The sequence below is a fragment of the Streptomyces axinellae genome, from assembly GCF_039532135.1.
GTDB lineage: Bacteria > Actinomycetota > Actinomycetes > Streptomycetales > Streptomycetaceae > Streptomyces > Streptomyces axinellae.
The window spans coordinates 115,936-131,830 of sequence record NZ_BAAARJ010000015.1; the positions used below are offsets into that span (position 1 = coordinate 115,936).

Here is a 15,895-nt window from a genome sequence, read left to right on the forward strand (position 1 = left end):
CGATGCGGTCGTGCGGTGGAAGTGCCCCGGCGTCCTTGCCGCGGCTCCGTGACTTCTCGCCAGTGCGCATGCTTGCACCACCTGTCGTGCGGCGCTCCCCGGCCGCGCCGTTTTCTCCCGGCTTCGGACCCGAGAATCCCCGATCCGTGTGCCGCCGCTTCGCGAGCCGCCCTGGGGCGGTACGGCCCCGGCCCTGACACGGCTGCGCGAAGATGGCGCCATGACTGCCATCATCTCCGTACCCGAACTCGCGGGCGACATCACGGCGGGCTCCGCGCCCGTCCTGCTCGACGTGCGATACAAGCCTGGTGACCCGCCCGGACTGCCCGCCTACCGCAAGGGCCATCTGCCGGGAGCCGTTTACATCGACCTGGAGAGCGAACTGGCGGGCCCGCGGGCACACGGCACCGGCCGGCACCCGCTGCCGCCGATCGAGGTGTTCGGCGCGGCCATGCGCCGTGCCGGAGTCTCGGCCGGCCGCCCCGTGGTCGTCTACGACGCCGGGGGCATGGGCGGCGGCTGGGCCGCCGCACGCTGCTGGTGGATGCTGCGCTGGGCCGGGCATCCGGACGTACGGGTCCTGGACGGCGGGCTGGAGGCGTGGCAGGCCGCGACAGCGCAGGGTGCGGGGCCGGGGACGGGGGAGAGCGGGGGCGGCGCACTGCCGCTGAGCACCGAGACCCCCGAGCCGGCCGAGGGCGACTTCCGGCCCTCGCCCGGCGGGCTGCCGATGCTGGACGCCGACGAGGCGGCTGCCCTGGCCCGGCGAGGGGTCCTGCTGGATGCCCGCGCCGCCGAGCGCTACCGGGGCGAGGTGGAGCCGCTCGACCCGGTCGCCGGGCACATCCCGGGCGCCGTCTCGGCCCCGACGACGGAGAACGTCACCGATGCCGGAACCTTCCGCTCCCCCGACGCGCTGGCAGGCCGCTTCGAGGCGCTGGGCGCGGGCCCCGAGACGGAGGTGGGGGTCTACTGCGGTTCGGGGGTCTCCGCGGCGCACGAGGTGCTGGCGCTGGCCATCGCCGGTATCGATGCCGCGCTCTACGTCGGGTCCTGGAGCGAGTGGACGGCCGATGGTTCCCGGCCGGTGGCCACCGGGGCCGAACGCGGCTGAGGCGGTGGCGCGGGCGGCCCACCGCCGCCCGCGCGCCGCACACGGCCACGCCGGACCGTTCCTTCTGGCGGAGCGGTCCGGCGCCGGTCGTGAGCTGACGCTTCAGTCCTTTTTTCGCCGGGTGCCGAAGACGATCTCGTCCCAGCTCGGTACCGCGGCACGCCGGCCCGGGCGGACGCCGTCGGCCTCCGCCTGGCGGTCGGTGTTGCCCTTGAGCCGGTCGCGGTGCGCGCCGACCGAGCGGGGCATGAGCACATCGGCGTACGCGGAGCCCGCGCTGGCAGCCGGGGCCGGGGGCTCGACGGCCTCCGGTTCCTCTTCCGGCTCGCCGTTCGCCGCTTCGGTCTCCTCCTGCTCGGCGGGTACCGCCGCCGTCTCCGCCTCGGCGGCCGGTGCGGGCTGGGGCTTGGAGTCCGGGACGACCATGTCGCCCCGGAAGCTCGGCACGGCCTCCAGCAAGCTGGTGAGGGAATCCGGTTCGCCGCTGCCGTCGCCGCGCATCCGGTCGTCCTCGTCGCCGGGAGCGGGCGAGAACGAGGCGGGCTCCAGCTCGGGCCGCCCGGTGCGCTCGCGCTCGCCCCGGTCGCGCGGCAGGCGCGCGATGCGGGGGACGAACGGGAAGCTGGGCTCCGGAGTGTCGTCGGTCTCGCCGATCAGCGCCCTGGCCTCGTCATCGACTGCCTGCACCAGACGGCGGGGCGGGTCGTAGGTCCAGGTCGCCGAGTGCGGCTGGGCGGCGACGCGGTAGGCGAGCAGCACCTCCCAGGTGCCGTCGTCGCGGCGCCACGAGTCCCAGTGCACCGACTCCTTGTCGGCGCCACGCAGCAGCAGCCGCTCGCTGACGGCCTCACCGAGCTGTGGCCCGGCGTTCTCGCCGGGGCGGCGTACGGGGGTCTTGCGGGCGCGCTCGGCCATGAAGGCGCGCTCGGCGAGCACGGGGCCCTCGAAGCGGCGCACACGATCGACGGGGATGCCCGCGAGAGAGGCGACCTCCTCGGCGGAGGCACCGGCTCTTATACGGGCCTGGATGTCCCGGGGCCGCAGGTGGCTTTCCACCTCGATCTCGATCTGGCCCAGCCGTGCGCGGTCGTTCCGGACCGCGGCGCGCAGGCGCTCATCGATCGGAAGCGTGTATTCCGTGCTGTCGGCAGCTTTGAGCACCAGTCGTGTGCCGTCGTTGCTGACGGCCACGACACGCAGTTCGGGCATGGGGACCTCCCGGGTGGTGCCTGCCGACGTCACGTGCGTCGCTGCTCCCGCTAGACGAGTGTGGCCTGCCCGGGTGCAGCCTGCCACAACCTTGCCGACTTCCTCGGGGCCCGAACAGTGTTCCTCACTGCCGAGAACCGCCGCTATGGCACGGTTACCTCCTCACAACGCACCGTGACCAGGGTGGTCACCGTGAGCAGCCTGCGCCGGGTCAGAACCGAGACCAGGGCTCGTCACACTACTCCATTAGTGCCACCCGGGTGGACCGCCGCGCCACCGAAGTTGCTCCGGGGTAAGGGAGTTGACGCCCCAAGAGTCCATTTGGCCTGGTTATGGGGGTGGTAATCGTCACAGAACCACCCGAAGTGGAACCTTGGTCTTCACTGAAAAGTCTCTTATTTGTGCACAGTGGTGGGAGTGTGCGATCAAGGGCGGTAAATGGACAAGAAAGACATAGCCGAGCACCAGGAGCACGACGAGGAAGGGAGCAAGAAGCGCAGGAGTCTTGACCTGAGCCTGCCCCAGGTGTTGGGCAGCGCAGTCGCCGCGGTGGTCGCGGCCTTCGCGGCCGGCCAGCTCGGGGTGTACGGCACTTTCCTGGGTGCCGGTGTGGTCAGCCTCGTCGCCACCAGCGGCGGGCCGATCTTCCAGCACTTCTTCAGCAGGACCGGTGAGCAGCTCAAGGAGGTCGCCGTCCCGCCCAAGGCCCGGCAGGTCCCGCACGGGGACCCGGCCGGCGGCTGGAAGGACGACGGCGGCCTGGACGCCTCCCAGGCCCACCGCAGCGCACAGGCGAACGAGCACACCGCATTCGCCGACGAGTACGGCGGGTACGACGAGCACGGCGGGCACGCTGCCTCGCCCTCTGCCCCCGACGCCCCGGGCCGGACCGCCGGGAGCGGCCAGGCTGCTCAGCACGCCCGGCACACCCGGGCCACCCGGTTGCTCCGGGTCGCGGACCCGGAGTCCGCTTCCGCGGGCGTCGCGGGGGCGGCGCCGGGGCGCGAACGCTCTCCCGACCAGGTGCAGATGCTCGACACCTCGGCGGTCACACGGATGCTGCCCGGCGCGACGGGCACGCAAGGCGGGCCAGGTGCCGAGCGGGACGACGCCACCCGCGTCCTCGGCACCCTCAAGCGCGCCGGGGCGCCGGCACCGGCGCAAGCGGATGCGGCGCGGCTGCCGGGGGACGGGGAGTTCACGCCGGGCACCACGCATGGCACTCGCTGGCGCGGCTGGCGGCGGGCGCTGCTGCCCGCGCTCGTGGTCTTCGGGCTCTCGATCGGTGGCGTCACGGTGTACGAACTGCTCTCCGGGCACAACGTCTCCGGCGGCAAGGGCACGTCCATCAGCGATGTGTTCCGCACCGGCAACGGCTCCTCGGGGAACACGGGCCCGGGCACGACGCCGGCCACGCCCGACCCGGGCCAGTCCGAGGACGGCAACGGCGGTGCGGGCGACGGGCAGAAGGGCTCCGGCAGCCCTTCCGCCGACCCGGGCCACTCCGGCAGCGGCGACCGTAGGGGCGAGCCCGGCTCCGGTGACACGGACGACAAGACCACCTCCAGCCCCGACCCCGGCAGCACCCGGCACCCCGGCACGGGCGAGGGCGACGGGGAGAGCGGCAGCACCTCGGATCCGAGCGGGTCAGGCAGCCAGCAGGACGAAGGTGACAACACCGGCTCCGGCAACGGCGACGGCTCCGGCAGCGGCAACCTCCCGCAGCGCCAACAGCAGGGGGCCGACCCGCAGGACTGATGGCCGCGGTGGCCCGTACGGGTGGAGGGGCCGGACAGCACCAGCTGTCCGGCCCCTCCGTGTATGTCCGGCCCCGTCTGGAAGCACGCTCCTTCGCCGCCACGCCGTCCGGGACCGTTCTGGATCGCCCGGGCCCGCCCGCGGTGCGGTTCAGTCGCCCAGTACCCGCCGCAAGTAGGCGTTCCCGAAGACCCGGTCCGGGTCGAGCCGGTCGCGCAGCGCCGTGAACTCCGCGAAGCGCGGATAGACGCCGGAGAGGTACTCAGCGTCCCGGCTGTGCAGCTTGCCCCAGTGCGGGCGGCCCTCGTGTGCCGTCATGATCTGCTCCACGGCGCTGAAGTACCCCTCGTGGGGCGTGCCCCGGTACATGTGCACCGCCACATACGCCGTCTCGCGCCCGCTCGCCGTGGACAGCGGGATGTCGTCGGGGGGTGCGGTGCGGACCTCCACCGGGAAGCTCACCCGGAAGTGTGAGCGCTCCACCATGGCCTTCAGCTCTCGCAGCGCCGCCACCAGTGCCGTGCGCGGAACGGCGTATTCCATCTCCACGAAGCGCACCCGGCGGGGGCTGGTGAAGACCCGGAAAGGGATGTCGGTGTACGTACGGGCCGACAGAGCGCGGCCGGCGACGCGCGCGACGCCGGGCACCGTCGCGGGCACGGCCCGGCCCAGCGAGCAGGCGGCCCGGAAGACGCCGTTGGACAGCAGTTCGTCGTCGATCCAGCCGCGTACGCGCGGCAGTGGGCGGGCCGGGCCGGCGCTGCGGTTGTTGCGCTTGGTGTTGCAGCCGTCGGTGTGCGGAAACCAGTAGAACTCGAAGTGCTCGTTCTCGGTCACCAGTTGATCGAATTCGCCGATGACCTGGTCGAAGGGCATCGGCTCCTCGCGTGCGGTGAGCAGGAACTCGGGCTCCACGCCGAAGGTCAGTTCCGTGACGACGCCCAGCGCGCCCAGGCCCAGCCGGGCGGCGGTGAAGACGGCGCGCTCCTCGTCGGTCCCCTCGGCCGAGCAGCGCAGCACCGAGCCGTCGGCCAGCACCAGCTCCAGGCCCTTGACCTGGGCCGCTATGGAGGCGGAATCCCGGCCCGTGCCGTGGGTGCCGGTGCTGATCGCGCCGGAGACGGTCTGTTCCATGATGTCGCCCATGTTCGTCAGCGACAGGCCCCGCGCGGCCAGCGCGACGTTGAGGTCCTTCATCGGGGTGCCGGCCGCGACGGTGACGGTGCCCGCCGCGCGGTCGATGGAACGGATGCCCGTCAGCCGGTCGGGGCGTATGAGCACCCGTCCGTGACGGCCGCCGCGGTGAACGAATGGCCCGTCCCCGCGGCCTTGACCCGCTGCCCGTCCGCCGCCGCGCGGCGCACCGCCTCGGCGAGGCCCTCCGTGGTGGAGGGGAGGACCGTACGGGCCGGGGAGGCTGTCACATTGCCCGCCCAGTTACGCCACGTTGCTGCCCGGCTGTTCGTCGGCTGCACGCTCATCCTCGACCGTCCCCTCTCGCCGCGACGCCGGCCGATGGCTCAGCCGGCGGTAGCCGAGGAACGCCACCAGGGCCGCCAGCGCCCCCGCCGCGGCGGGCACACCGTAGGCGCGGCCCGCCCCGAGAGCATCAACCGCCCAGCCGGCGGCCGAGGATCCCAGCGCCACCCCGACCGCCAGCCCCGTGCTGGTCCATGTCATCCCCTCGGTCAGCTTGGCGCGCGGGACGAGCTGTTCGACGAGGGCCATGGTGGTGACCATCGTCGGAGCGATGGTCATGCCCGCGATGAAGAGCGCCAGGGCCAGGGACGGCAGGTTCCCCACCAGTTGGAGAGGGATCATACTCACGGCCATCGCGCAGACACCCACCAGCCATCTGCGCGCGGGCGGCCCGGCAGGGCGCAGCAGTCCGAAGACGGCGCCAGCCAGGACCGAGCCCAGCGCGTAGATCGCGAGCGTCACACTGGCCAGCGCCTTGTGCCCCTGTTCCTCGGCGAAGGCCACGGTCGCCACGTCGATCGAGCCGAAGATCGCGCCGGTGAAGGCGAACGCCGCCACCAGGACCTGGAGCCCCGGGGTGCGCAGCGCCGAGCCGCGGCCGTGCTGCTCGCGCGGATGCGCCGGGGGCTCTGTCGCGCGCTGCGCGCTCAGCCAGACCACACCCACCAGCAGGAACCCGGCCGCCAGCAGCGGGCCGGCCGCCGGGAACCAGGCGGTGGACAGCCCGATGGCGAGGATCGGCCCGAAAACGAAGCAGGACTCGTCGATGACCGACTCGAAGGCGAAGGCGGAGTGCAGCAGCGGGGGGTCCTCCCGGTACAGGTGCGCCCAGCGTGCCCTGACCATCGAACCGATGCTCGGCATGCTGCCCGCACCCGCCGCGAACAGGAACAGCAGCGGATCGGGCGCACCGTGCTGCGCCGCCGCCACCAATCCGGCCACCGCGGTCACTGTGACGAGCGCGGCGGGGCGTATCACCCGCCGCTGCCCATGGCGGTCCACCAGCCGCGATATCTGCGGGCTGAAGGCCGCCGACGAGAGCGCGGCGGTCGCCGAGAGCGCGCCTGCCAGCCCGTAGCGCCCGGTGAGCTGGGAGATCATCGTCACGATGCTGATGCCCATCATGGACAGCGGCAGTCGGCCGAAGAACCCGGCGGTGGAGAAGGTTCTGGTTCCGGGCGCGGAGAAGATCGCGCGGTATGGGCTGGCCAACGGGGACTCTTGCCGATCGGAGGCGGGGGCGGATCAGGGGGCGGGAGGAGCGGATGGGGTGGGCGGGACGAAGGGGGCAGCCGCATCCTTTCCCCGGAGACGGACGAGGCGCCGGTAAGGGATGGTGCGACCTGTACAGCTTACGGGCGGGAGGGCGCCCGGTTTCTCCGCGCACCGGATGGCAGGATCGACGTATGCCCGACGCACTCCCCGCTGATCGCTCCGGCCACGTGCCGGATTCCGCCCAGATGCCCTACGACGCGCTCCTGCTGCTGTCCTTCGGGGGCCCCGAAGGACCGGACGACGTCGTTCCGTTCCTGGAGAACGTGACCAGGGGGAGGGGGATCCCGCGAGAACGGCTGGAAGAGGTGGGTCAGCACTACTACCTCTTCGACGGGGTCAGCCCCATCAACGCGCAAAACCGCGCACTACTGGACGCCCTCCGCAAGGACTTCGCCGGACACGGCCTCGACCTGCCCGTCTACTGGGGCAACCGCAACTGGGCGCCCTACCTCACCGACACCCTGCGCGAGATGACGCACGACGGCCGCCGCCGCGTCCTCGTGCTGGCCACCAGCGCCTACGCCTCCTACTCCGGATGCCGGCAATACCGCGAGAACCTGGCCGAAGCGCTGGCCACGCTGGAGGGCGAGGGGCTGTACCCGCCGCGCGTGGACAAGCTGCGGCACTACTTCAACCATCCGGGCTTCGTCGAGCCCATGACCGAGGGCGTACTCACCTCGCTGGCCGATCTCCCCCAGGAGGCCCGCGAGGGCGCCCACCTGGTCTTCACCACCCACTCCATCCCCGTGGCGGCGGCCGACACCTCGGGCCCCGTCGAGGCGCACGGCGACGGGGGAGCCTACGTCGCCCAGCACCTGGACGTGGCCGCGCTGATCGCCGAAGCGGTACGCGAGCGCACCGGCACGGCCCGCCCCTGGAGCCTCGTCTACCAGTCGCGCAGCGGCCCGCCCCAGGTGCCGTGGCTGGAGCCCGACATCTGCGACCACCTGGAGGACCTGCACGGGCGGGGAGTGCCGGGCGCCGTGATGGTGCCCATCGGCTTCGTCTCCGACCACATGGAAGTCCTCTACGACCTGGACACCGAAGCCACCGCCAAGGCATCCGAGCTGGGCCTGCCGGTGCGCCGCTCGCCGACAGTCGGCTCCGACCCGCGCTTCGCCGCCGCCGTGCGGGACTTGGTGCTGGAGCGGGCCGCCGCCGAGCGCGGCGGGCGCCCGGCGCGCTGTGCCCTGGGCGAGCTGGGCCCCAGCCACGATGTGTGCCCCATCGGCTGCTGCCCCGCGCGGACCCCGAAGCCGGCGGCGGCCGGCGCCGATGACCCCCACCAGTGAGGACCGAGGAGCAGCGCACGTGACGCAGAACCAGGGCGCGGCCGAGCGCGCCGGAGCCGACGACGACCTGAAGGCCGAACTGCTCGCCCTCGCACAGGAGGCCGCGGCCCGCGCAGGCACCCTCCTGCGCGACGGACGCCCCGCCGACCTAGGGGTCGCCGCGACCAAGTCCAGCCCGATCGACGTGGTCACCGAGATGGACCTGGCCTCGGAGAAACTGATCACCGGTTTCCTGACCGGCCACCGCCCCGATGACGGCTTCCTCGGAGAGGAAGGCGCCTCCAGCGAGGGCAGTTCGGGAGTCCGCTGGGTGATCGACCCGGTGGACGGCACCGTCAACTACCTCTACGACCGCCCCGACTGGGCCGTCTCCATCGCCGCCGAGTACCACGGCGAGCGCGTCGTCGGTGTCGTGGCGGCGCCCGCACGCGGCGAGACCTGGCACGCGGTGCTCGGCCAGGGCGCGTACCGGGACGGGCGGCCCCTGGTGTGCCGTCCCTCCCCGCCGCTGGACCAGGCCCTGATCGGCACCGGGTTCGGGTATGTGAGGGAGCGCAGGGTGGCCCAGGCGGCCGTCGCGGAGGAACTGCTGCCCCGGGTACGGGACATCCGCCGCACCGGCTCGGCGGCGATCGACCTGTGCGAGGTGGCCTGCGGACGGCTCGACGGGTTCTACGAGCGGGGGCTCCACCCCTGGGACCTGGCAGCCGGCGACCTGATCGCGCGGGAGGCCGGCGCGCTCACCGGCGGCCGGCCCGGACTGCCCGCCGACTGGGAGCTGACCCTCGCGGCCTCTCCCGGGGTCTTCGAGGCGCTTCAGCCGCTGTTGGAGCGCCTGGGAGCCTGGCACGACTGAATCCCCGTGCCCCGCAGCATCCGGGCGGGAGAGCCGCGCACACGGCTTCGTCGCGAGCACTCGAAGGCCGCTCGGGGGAGCCCTGGCAGCGGAGAGGCGCTTGGGGACTGCCCGGGAGATTTGCCGGGGAAGCGTTTGGGCCCAGGGCCCGGGTCGCACGGGCCGGGCGGCAGTTCCCGCACACAGGAGACGGCCCCGGAAGCCCAGCTTCCGGGGCCGTCCCCCTCGTGTGGGGCTGCCGGAGTGTCAGGCGCAGCCGGAGGCGGCGCCGACCTCCACGCCGTGCTCGGCGGCGATGCGCCGCAGGTCTTCCAGCTCGGCCAGCTCGACGTCCACGAGGAAGTCGTCGCCCGACTCACGTGCGTGGTTCAGGTCGGATTCGGTGCTCTTTATGCGCTGCAGGATGCCGGCGGTGAACGCGTCCATGGTGTGCCCCCTCGTCGTGGGTCGATGGCACGGGGGTGTGCCGAGGGTTGGTGGTGCATGCGGATCACGGCGTGGTCCCCGGGACTGCGTCAGCGGCTCGTCGTGGCACGCTGCGCACAGGGCGTGATCGCGGGTGGTGTGTCCTCGTCCTCCCCAACGCGATCCTCAGAGAAACCTCAATCCCCGTGAAAAATCCATGACTCCCCGCTCTCCGGGCCGCTCACCTCGCCTCTTACGGCCGATTTATCGGTGTTGCGGGCAGGATGGAGTCCACGGAGGAGTGCGGAGCCGTCACACAGGACACGTCTGTCGTCACCCAGCACACACAATCCCCCCACCCACTGCCCACGAGGGAAGGAACAGCGCCGTGCGCGTACTCGTCGTCGAGGACGAGCAGTTGCTCGCCGATGCCGTGGCTACCGGCCTCCGCCGGGAGGCCATGGCCGTCGATGTGGTCTACGACGGTGCGGCAGCCCAGGAGCGGATCGACATCAACGACTACGACGTCGTCGTGCTCGACCGCGACCTGCCGGTCGTCCACGGCGACGACGTCTGCCGCCGCATCGTGGAGCTGGGCCTGCCCACCCGGGTGCTGATGCTCACCGCCTCCGGTGATGTGAGCGACCGGGTGGAGGGCCTGGAGCTGGGCGCCGACGACTACCTGCCCAAGCCCTTCGCCTTCTCCGAGCTGACCGCCAGGGTCCGCGCCCTGGGCCGCCGCACCACCACGGCGCTGCCGCCCGTCCTGGAGCGCTCCGGTATCCGGCTGGACCCCAACCGCCGCGAAGTCTCCAGGGACGGAAAGGACATCCAGCTCGCGCCCAAGGAGTTCGCGGTGCTGGAGGTCCTGATGCGGGGCGAGGGCACCGTCGTCTCGGCGGAACAGCTCCTGGAGAAGGCGTGGGACGAGAACACCGACCCGTTCACCAACGTGGTGCGCGTCACGGTCATGACGCTGCGCCGCAAGCTCGGTGAGCCCCCGGTGATCGTCACCGTCCCCGGCGCCGGATACCGGATCTGACCGCGATGGCCTCCTCCACCTCCCCCACGGGCACCGGTGCGGGCAACAGGCAGCCGCAGCCGGCGCCGCCCAAACCCAGCTGGGATCCGCGCGAGACACCGCGCTCCTATCCCTGGCTGCGCCCGACCATCCGGATAAGGCTCACGCTGCTGTACGGCGGCATGTTCCTGATCGCGGGCATGGTCCTGCTGACGATCATCTATCTGCTCGCCGCGCAGGCGCTGGACGAGGGCAGCCAGCTGCCCTTCCGCATTCTGAACGGCAACGCACAGCCGACCTCCGACCGCTGCCCCGGACTGACCGGGACGCTGCCCAGCGACGTCTTCATGCAGCGCCTGTCGGCCTGCGCCGACGCGCAGCGCCGGATGGCGCTGGACGGGCTGTTGCGCCGCTCGCTGCTGGCGCTGCTCGGTCTGGCCGTGGCCGCCTTCGCCTTCGGGTATGTGATGGCGGGCCGCGTCCTGTCGCCGCTCGGCCGGATCACCCGCACCGCGCGTCAGGTGGCCGGCTCCGACCTGCACAAGCGGATCGAGCTGGAGGGCCCGGACGACGAGCTGAAAGAGCTGTCCGACACCTTCGACGACATGCTCGACCGGCTGGATCGGGCCTTCACGGCGCAGCAGCGCTTCGTGGCCAACGCCTCGCACGAACTGCGCACTCCGCTGGCGATCAACCGCACCCTGCTGGAGGTCCAGCTGGCCGACCCCCAGGCTTCCCCCGAGCTACAGCAGTTGGGTAAAACGCTGCTGGCCACCAACGAGCGCAGCGAGCAGCTGGTGGAGGGCCTGCTGCTGCTCGCCAGAAGCGAGAACGAACTGGTGGACCGCAAGCCGGTCGATCTGGCGGAGGTCGCCGCGCAGGCGGTCGAGCAGACGCGGGGCGAGGCGGAGGGCAAGGGCATCGAGCTGCGGGGGGTGCGCCATCCCACGTACGTGCAGGGGAACGGGGTCCTGTTGGAGCGAGTCGCCTTGAATCTGGTGCAGAATGCCGTGCGCTACAACCTGCGGGAGGGGGGATGGGTCTCGGTCAGTACGGAGGCCCAGCCGGGGCAGGCTGTTCTGGTCGTCGAGAACACCGGGCCCGTCGTGCCCGCTTATGAGGTGGACAACCTCTTCGAGCCGTTCCGGCGTCTTCGCACCGAGCGGACGGGCAGCGACAAGGGTGTCGGGCTCGGACTGTCGATCGTGCGGTCCGTGGCGCGTGCGCACGGCGGCACGGTGTCCGCGCAGCCCCGTGAGAACGGCGGTCTGGTGATGCGGGTCGCGCTGCCGGTGTGACCGCGGCGCGCGCCCCGTTCGCGGGGGCACTTCCCGAGCCGCCGTGGTGAGGCGCCGGGGACGACGGCGTGTGACGGGGCGTACGAGCGGCGAAGTTGGCGGAAAAGAGATCGGCGGGGATCGGGGGTGACAGAAAGTGCGCAATGGTGGCTTGGAGTACCTATAAAAGAATTCGCTATACGTGTAAATGCGACCTTCCGGACCTTTCGGGTACTGTTGTGATCGATCACACACGCGAATATTCCACAGTGTGCGGAGCGTGCCCAGTAGGCGGGAAGAAATCCCGGAAAATCCAGGTTTCCGCAGGTGGAGATCGTGGGCAGTACCCGGGATGGCGTGTGCGCAGCGCGACCGGGGACCGTTTATGGTCCTCCTCGGCAGCCGACGTGATCACCTCTTCAGGGGTGCAGTTGGGTGTCGATTGAGTAACAGACCTTGATGTGAGGCAAAATCTCCGCCTCGGGCCGGGCACAAGTCCGGCCTCTCACGCGTTACGTGCGCTGGAGACACCACAGACACCCAGAGGGGGAGAGCGACATGGCAACGGATTACGACACCCCACGCAAGACCGATGACGATGTCAACGAGGACAGCCTTGAGGAACTGAAGGCCCGGCGGAACGACAAGTCCGCCACGAATGTCGATGTGGACGAGTTCGAGCAGGCCGAAGGGCTTGAGCTGCCCGGCGCGGACCTCTCCAACGAGGAGCTGTCGGTCCGCGTCCTGCCGCGTCAGGCGGATGAGTTCACGTGCATGAACTGCTTCCTCGTGCACCACCGCTCCCAGCTCGCCGCCGAGAAGAACGGCCAGCCGATCTGCCGCGACTGCGCGGCCTGAGCGGCGCGCGGCCCGTGGCGTTCCTTGACGCACGTGATGACGAGCGAGGCAGACGTGACCGGTCGGCCTCGCTCGTGCCGTACGCCGAGGACGGCGCGGCGCCGGCGAAGCGCACGCCCCAGGACGTCACGTCCCAGGACGTGCGGCGCTTCCGGCTCCGCAGACGACGGGCCAGAGCGTTTCTCGGCGTCGTCGCCGAGCGCGTCATCGAGACCGCACCGCGCGTACCGGTGCGGGATCTGAACACCCTTCGCACACAGTTTCCCGGCCTCGGTACCGAAGAGCTGGCCGACAAGCTGGTGGCGGGGGCCACCAGGAGCGCTGCCACCGTGGGGGCCGGTGTCGGCGCGGCGGCGATGCTGCCGGTGCCGCCCGCGATGCCCGCCGAACTGGCGGCGGAGATCGTCGGAGTCGCCGGGGTCGAACTGAAGCTGATCGCCGAGCTGCACGAGGTCTACGGCCGGAGAGCAGCGGGCACCGCGCGGGAGCGCGCCACGGCCTATCTCAGCGCCTGGACCTCCGAGCGGGGCATCGACATCGCCAGACCCACCTCGCTGAACGCCGCGATGGGCGGGCAGTTCCGCCGCCGGCTGCGGCAGCAGATCATGAAGCGCACGCTGCGCAACCTTCCCAACCTCACCCCGTTCCTGATCGGCGCCGCCGTCGGTGCCTTCATGAACAGCAGGGACACCGCCAAGCTGGCGGCCCGCGTCCGCGCGGACCTCCGCCGCGGCCAGGACTGAGGTTCCCTCCCGCTCCGGGCCCGCCCCAGGACCCTTCGCGATTACGCCGCGGGCGTCTCGCGCGCCGAGCGCAGCGCCGCCGCCAGCTGACCGGGATGCCGGGTCGAGATGTAGACATAGGGGGTCGGATCCTGCGGATCGGTCACCTCGATGCGGACGGCGGTCGGGATGTAGCTGCGCAGCATCATGTGTGCCCGCGCGTCCGCCCTGTGCGTACGCCAGGCGCGGGCATCCTCCGCGTCCAGCTCCGCCACCTCCCCCAGGGCCGGGAGCGGGATCCGCGCGTCGCCCGCCACCAGCGAGTCCGCCACGACGCGCACCCGCACACTGCCGTAGGAGCTGACGCCCACGCAGGCCAGCGCGGCGCCGGCCACCAGGCCGCACAGCATCGGCAACAGCCCGAAGGGCAGCAGCATCAGCCCGCAGCCCACACCGATGCCGGCGGCGATCAGCCACCAGGAGCGGGGCGCGGTCAGACGTTCGTCGTAGGACTGGGCCGGAGGAACCATGGTCCAAGCTTGGCACGCGCGCCAGGGGGCGCCGTACGGCGGTAAGGTCTGCACCCGTGAGCGCAGCCGATTCCCCGGCTTCCCCCAGATCCCGACCTGGCCAGACCCCGACCAGGTCAGGCGCGCCCGCGCCTGTGAGGTGAACCCATGGACAACGAGGCAGGTCCGGCCGCCGGGCCGCAGGCGGCAGCCCCCGGACGGGCGCCCGTCGAGGTGCTGCTGCGGCGTGTGGACCCCGAGGTGCCGCTGCCCTCCTACGCGCACCCCGGTGACGCGGGCTGCGACCTGGTGACCACCGAAGGCACCGTGCTGGCACCGGGGGAGCGGGCCGTGTTGCCGACCGGTGTCTCGCTCGCCCTCCCGGAGGGCTACGCGGCCTTCGTGCACCCCCGCTCGGGCCTCGCAGCGCGGTGCGGCGTCTGCCTTGTGAATGCGCCGGGAACGGTTGATGCCGGGTACCGTGGGGAGATCAAGGTGATCGTGGCCAATCTGGACCCGCGCGAGAGCGTGCGGTTCGAACGGTTCGACCGCATCGCCCAACTCGTTGTCCAGCAGGTGGAGAAGGTGCGCTTCCGCGAGGTGGACGAACTGCCCGGCTCGGAGCGGGCCACGGGGGGATTCGGCTCCACTGGCGGCCACGCCGGAGGCACCCGGCAGACAGCCGCCGCCCCGCAGACAGCCGCACAGCAGAAGGATTACGTTGCGGTCGGTGCCGATAGAGCTTCCGACCTGAGAGGACAGTGACGTGTTCGGACGTCGTCGCAAGAAGAGCGAACAGCCTGAGACGGGCGCCTCGGACGAGTTCGAGACGGAACAAGGCGGCCAGGACGAGCCGCGGTCCGCCGATGCCGCCGACCGGGCCAAGGACAAGAAGGACGCGGAGACCAGGGTCAAGCTTCCCCCGGCCCCACGCCCCGACGGTCCCTGGGACCTCTCCGAGGTCAGCGACCCCAGCTCCGGCAGGGTCGATCTCGGCGGCCTCTTCGTCCCCGGTGTCGAGGGCATGGAGCTGCGGGTCGAGGTCGCCGGCGATGCCATCGTCGCGGCCACCGTCGTACTCCAGGACAGCGCCATCCAGCTCCAGGCGTTCGCCGCGCCCAAGCGCGAGGGCATCTGGGACGAGGTGCGCGAGGAGATCGCCTCCGGTATCACCCAGCAGGGCGGGGTGATCGACGAGGTAGAGGGCCCGCTGGGCTGGGAGCTGCGGGCCCAGGTGCCGGTGCAGCTGCCCGACGGCACGGGTGGTGTGCAGGTCGTACGGTTCGTCGGCGTCGATGGGGTGCGCTGGTTCCTGCGGGGTGTCATCTCCGGCCAGGGCGCGGTGCAGCCGGAGGCCGCCGGGCTGTTGGAGCAGATCTTCCGGGACGCGGTGGTGGTGCGCGGTGACGCGCCGATGGCGCCCCGCGATCCGATCGTCCTCAAGCTTCCCGAGGACGCGCAGATGGTGCCCGACGGTGTGCAGCAGGAGACCGTCGAGGAGGGCTCCCGGTTCGCCGGCGGCCTGGACAAGCTCCAGCGTGGGCCGGAGATCAGCGAGGTTCGCTGACCCGCCTGCCGCGCGCAGGACCCACAGCCGTCGGCCGGACCCCCAGGAGGGGGGCCGGCCGACGGCTTTGTGCGTGATGGCGCGCGGAAGGTGCGGGAGGCGGAGACCTGCGGGGTGATTGGCGGGGGTCCTGCGGTACTCGCGCGGAGATCCTGCGGGGCCTGTGCGGGGAATCTGCGGGGCTTGTGCGGAGAAGAGGTCCGAGGCCGCGCGGCCTTCGGCGGGGGCGTATGGAGCGCGTCAAGGGCGTATGAGGCCCGTCAAAGGCGCCCGGGGGCGCGTATGAGGGGCGTCAACGGATGCCGCGTGCGCTGGGAACAGGGGTTTTCTGGAGCTGTCAGAAACCCGCACCTCACCTAGGAGCGCACGATGGCCGATCTGGCCTTCGTCGTCACCACGCTCGCGATCTTCGCGCTGGTGGCGCTCATCGCCAAGGGGGTTGACAGGCTGTGAGCGCCGACACCGTAGAGACCGTTGTCGGCCTCATCATCGCCGTCGCCCTGCTGGGCTACCTCGCCCTCGCCCTCTTCTTCCCGGAGAGGTTCTGAGCGCC

15 protein-coding genes and 1 pseudogene are annotated in these 15,895 nt (G+C 71.6%); 11 read left to right on the forward strand and 5 right to left on the reverse strand.

Going from position 1 to position 15,895, the window contains the following annotated elements; all coding sequences use genetic code 11:
* Positions 1-220 precede the first annotated feature (220 nt).
* Positions 221-1,114: a sulfurtransferase gene (locus tag ABD339_RS22345; RefSeq protein ID WP_344568195.1), complete on the forward strand. Its 894-nt coding sequence runs from the start codon at positions 221-223 to the stop codon at positions 1,112-1,114.
* Between the two features lie 102 nt (positions 1,115-1,216).
* Here ABD339_RS22345 and sepH read toward each other — a convergent pair whose 3' ends face one another.
* Complete coding sequence (sepH, locus tag ABD339_RS22350) at positions 1,217-2,323, reverse strand: septation protein SepH (RefSeq protein WP_344568196.1); 1,107 nt, start codon at positions 2,321-2,323, stop codon at positions 1,217-1,219.
* 438 nt (positions 2,324-2,761) lie between these two features.
* Between sepH and ABD339_RS22355 the strand changes: the two genes are divergently transcribed.
* Positions 2,762-4,081, forward strand: a complete 1,320-nt coding sequence (locus ABD339_RS22355) for a dermokine domain-containing protein (RefSeq protein ID WP_344568197.1) — start codon at positions 2,762-2,764, stop codon at positions 4,079-4,081.
* 150 nt (positions 4,082-4,231) lie between these two features.
* On the opposite strand, the pseudogene ABD339_RS22360 reads toward ABD339_RS22355, so the two are convergent.
* Positions 4,232-5,562 (reverse strand): annotated as a pseudogene (locus ABD339_RS22360) (D-arabinono-1,4-lactone oxidase).
* Positions 5,519-6,772: an MFS transporter gene (locus ABD339_RS22365; protein WP_344568198.1), complete on the reverse strand. Its 1,254-nt coding sequence runs from the start codon at positions 6,770-6,772 to the stop codon at positions 5,519-5,521. Before ABD339_RS22365 ends, ABD339_RS22360 begins: the two are co-directional and overlap by 44 nt.
* Before the next feature lie 194 nt (positions 6,773-6,966).
* Here ABD339_RS22365 and ABD339_RS22370 point away from each other — a divergent pair, with 194 nt between their 5' ends.
* Complete coding sequence (locus tag ABD339_RS22370; protein WP_425576059.1) at positions 6,967-8,127, forward strand: ferrochelatase; 1,161 nt, start codon at positions 6,967-6,969, stop codon at positions 8,125-8,127.
* A gap of 19 nt (positions 8,128-8,146) precedes the next feature.
* Entirely contained in the window at positions 8,147-8,983 is an 837-nt protein-coding gene (locus ABD339_RS22375; RefSeq protein ID WP_344568199.1) for an inositol monophosphatase family protein, read from the forward strand.
* A 246-nt stretch (positions 8,984-9,229) separates the two neighbouring features.
* On the opposite strand, the gene ABD339_RS22380 is transcribed toward ABD339_RS22375, so the two are convergent.
* Positions 9,230-9,409: a hypothetical protein gene (locus ABD339_RS22380; protein WP_344568200.1), complete on the reverse strand. Its 180-nt coding sequence runs from the start codon at positions 9,407-9,409 to the stop codon at positions 9,230-9,232.
* A gap of 367 nt (positions 9,410-9,776) precedes the next feature.
* Here ABD339_RS22380 and ABD339_RS22385 point away from each other — a divergent pair, with 367 nt between their 5' ends.
* From ABD339_RS22385 to ABD339_RS22400, 4 genes are all read left to right on the forward strand, one after another.
* The gene (locus tag ABD339_RS22385; protein ID WP_344568201.1) at positions 9,777-10,430 is read left to right on the forward strand and encodes a response regulator transcription factor; all 654 of its coding nucleotides are present in this window, start codon (positions 9,777-9,779) and stop codon (positions 10,428-10,430) included.
* A gap of 5 nt (positions 10,431-10,435) precedes the next feature.
* Complete coding sequence (locus ABD339_RS22390) at positions 10,436-11,707, forward strand: sensor histidine kinase (protein ID WP_344568202.1); 1,272 nt, start codon at positions 10,436-10,438, stop codon at positions 11,705-11,707.
* Positions 11,708-12,244: 537 nt separating this feature from the next.
* Positions 12,245-12,544 (forward strand): DUF4193 domain-containing protein, encoded by a 300-nt coding sequence (locus ABD339_RS22395; protein WP_344568203.1) that lies wholly within the window; start codon positions 12,245-12,247, stop codon positions 12,542-12,544.
* Between the two features lie 14 nt (positions 12,545-12,558).
* Positions 12,559-13,287 (forward strand): hypothetical protein, encoded by a 729-nt coding sequence (locus ABD339_RS22400; protein WP_344568204.1) that lies wholly within the window; start codon positions 12,559-12,561, stop codon positions 13,285-13,287.
* 41 nt (positions 13,288-13,328) lie between these two features.
* Here ABD339_RS22400 and ABD339_RS22405 read toward each other — a convergent pair whose 3' ends face one another.
* A complete protein-coding gene (locus ABD339_RS22405; protein WP_344568205.1) occupies positions 13,329-13,796 on the reverse strand; it encodes a DUF3093 domain-containing protein in 468 nt (155 codons plus the stop codon).
* A gap of 147 nt (positions 13,797-13,943) precedes the next feature.
* On the opposite strand from ABD339_RS22405, the gene dut reads away from it, so the two are divergent.
* From dut to kdpF, 3 genes are all read left to right on the forward strand, one after another.
* Positions 13,944-14,540 carry a dUTP diphosphatase gene (gene dut / locus ABD339_RS22410; RefSeq protein WP_344568206.1) on the forward strand — a complete coding sequence of 199 codons (597 nt, stop codon included), beginning with the start codon at positions 13,944-13,946 and terminating at the stop codon, positions 14,538-14,540.
* A 1-nt stretch (position 14,541) separates the two neighbouring features.
* Positions 14,542-15,342 (forward strand): DUF3710 domain-containing protein, encoded by an 801-nt coding sequence (locus ABD339_RS22415; RefSeq protein WP_344568207.1) that lies wholly within the window; start codon positions 14,542-14,544, stop codon positions 15,340-15,342.
* A gap of 449 nt (positions 15,343-15,791) precedes the next feature.
* Entirely contained in the window at positions 15,792-15,890 is a 99-nt protein-coding gene (kdpF, locus tag ABD339_RS22420) for a K(+)-transporting ATPase subunit F (protein ID WP_344568208.1), read from the forward strand.
* Positions 15,891-15,895: the final 5 nt, after the last annotated feature.

Excerpts from the sequence above, each read along its gene's own strand:
- ABD339_RS22345 (WP_344568195.1), top strand. The coding sequence starts at position 221 with ATGACTGCCATCATCTCCGTACCCGAACTCGCGGGCGACATCACGGCG.
- ABD339_RS22355 (WP_344568197.1), top strand. The coding sequence starts at position 2,762 with ATGGACAAGAAAGACATAGCCGAGCACCAGGAGCACGACGAGGAAGGG.
- ABD339_RS22395 (WP_344568203.1), top strand. The coding sequence starts at position 12,245 with ATGGCAACGGATTACGACACCCCACGCAAGACCGATGACGATGTCAAC.
- ABD339_RS22405 (WP_344568205.1), bottom strand. The coding sequence starts at position 13,796 with ATGGTTCCTCCGGCCCAGTCCTACGACGAACGTCTGACCGCGCCCCGC.
- sepH (WP_344568196.1), bottom strand. The coding sequence starts at position 2,323 with ATGCCCGAACTGCGTGTCGTGGCCGTCAGCAACGACGGCACACGACTG.
- ABD339_RS22380 (WP_344568200.1), bottom strand. The coding sequence starts at position 9,409 with ATGGACGCGTTCACCGCCGGCATCCTGCAGCGCATAAAGAGCACCGAA.
- ABD339_RS22390 (WP_344568202.1), top strand. The coding sequence starts at position 10,436 with ATGGCCTCCTCCACCTCCCCCACGGGCACCGGTGCGGGCAACAGGCAG.
- ABD339_RS22370 (WP_425576059.1), top strand. The coding sequence starts at position 6,967 with ATGCCCGACGCACTCCCCGCTGATCGCTCCGGCCACGTGCCGGATTCC.
- dut (WP_344568206.1), top strand. The coding sequence starts at position 13,944 with ATGGACAACGAGGCAGGTCCGGCCGCCGGGCCGCAGGCGGCAGCCCCC.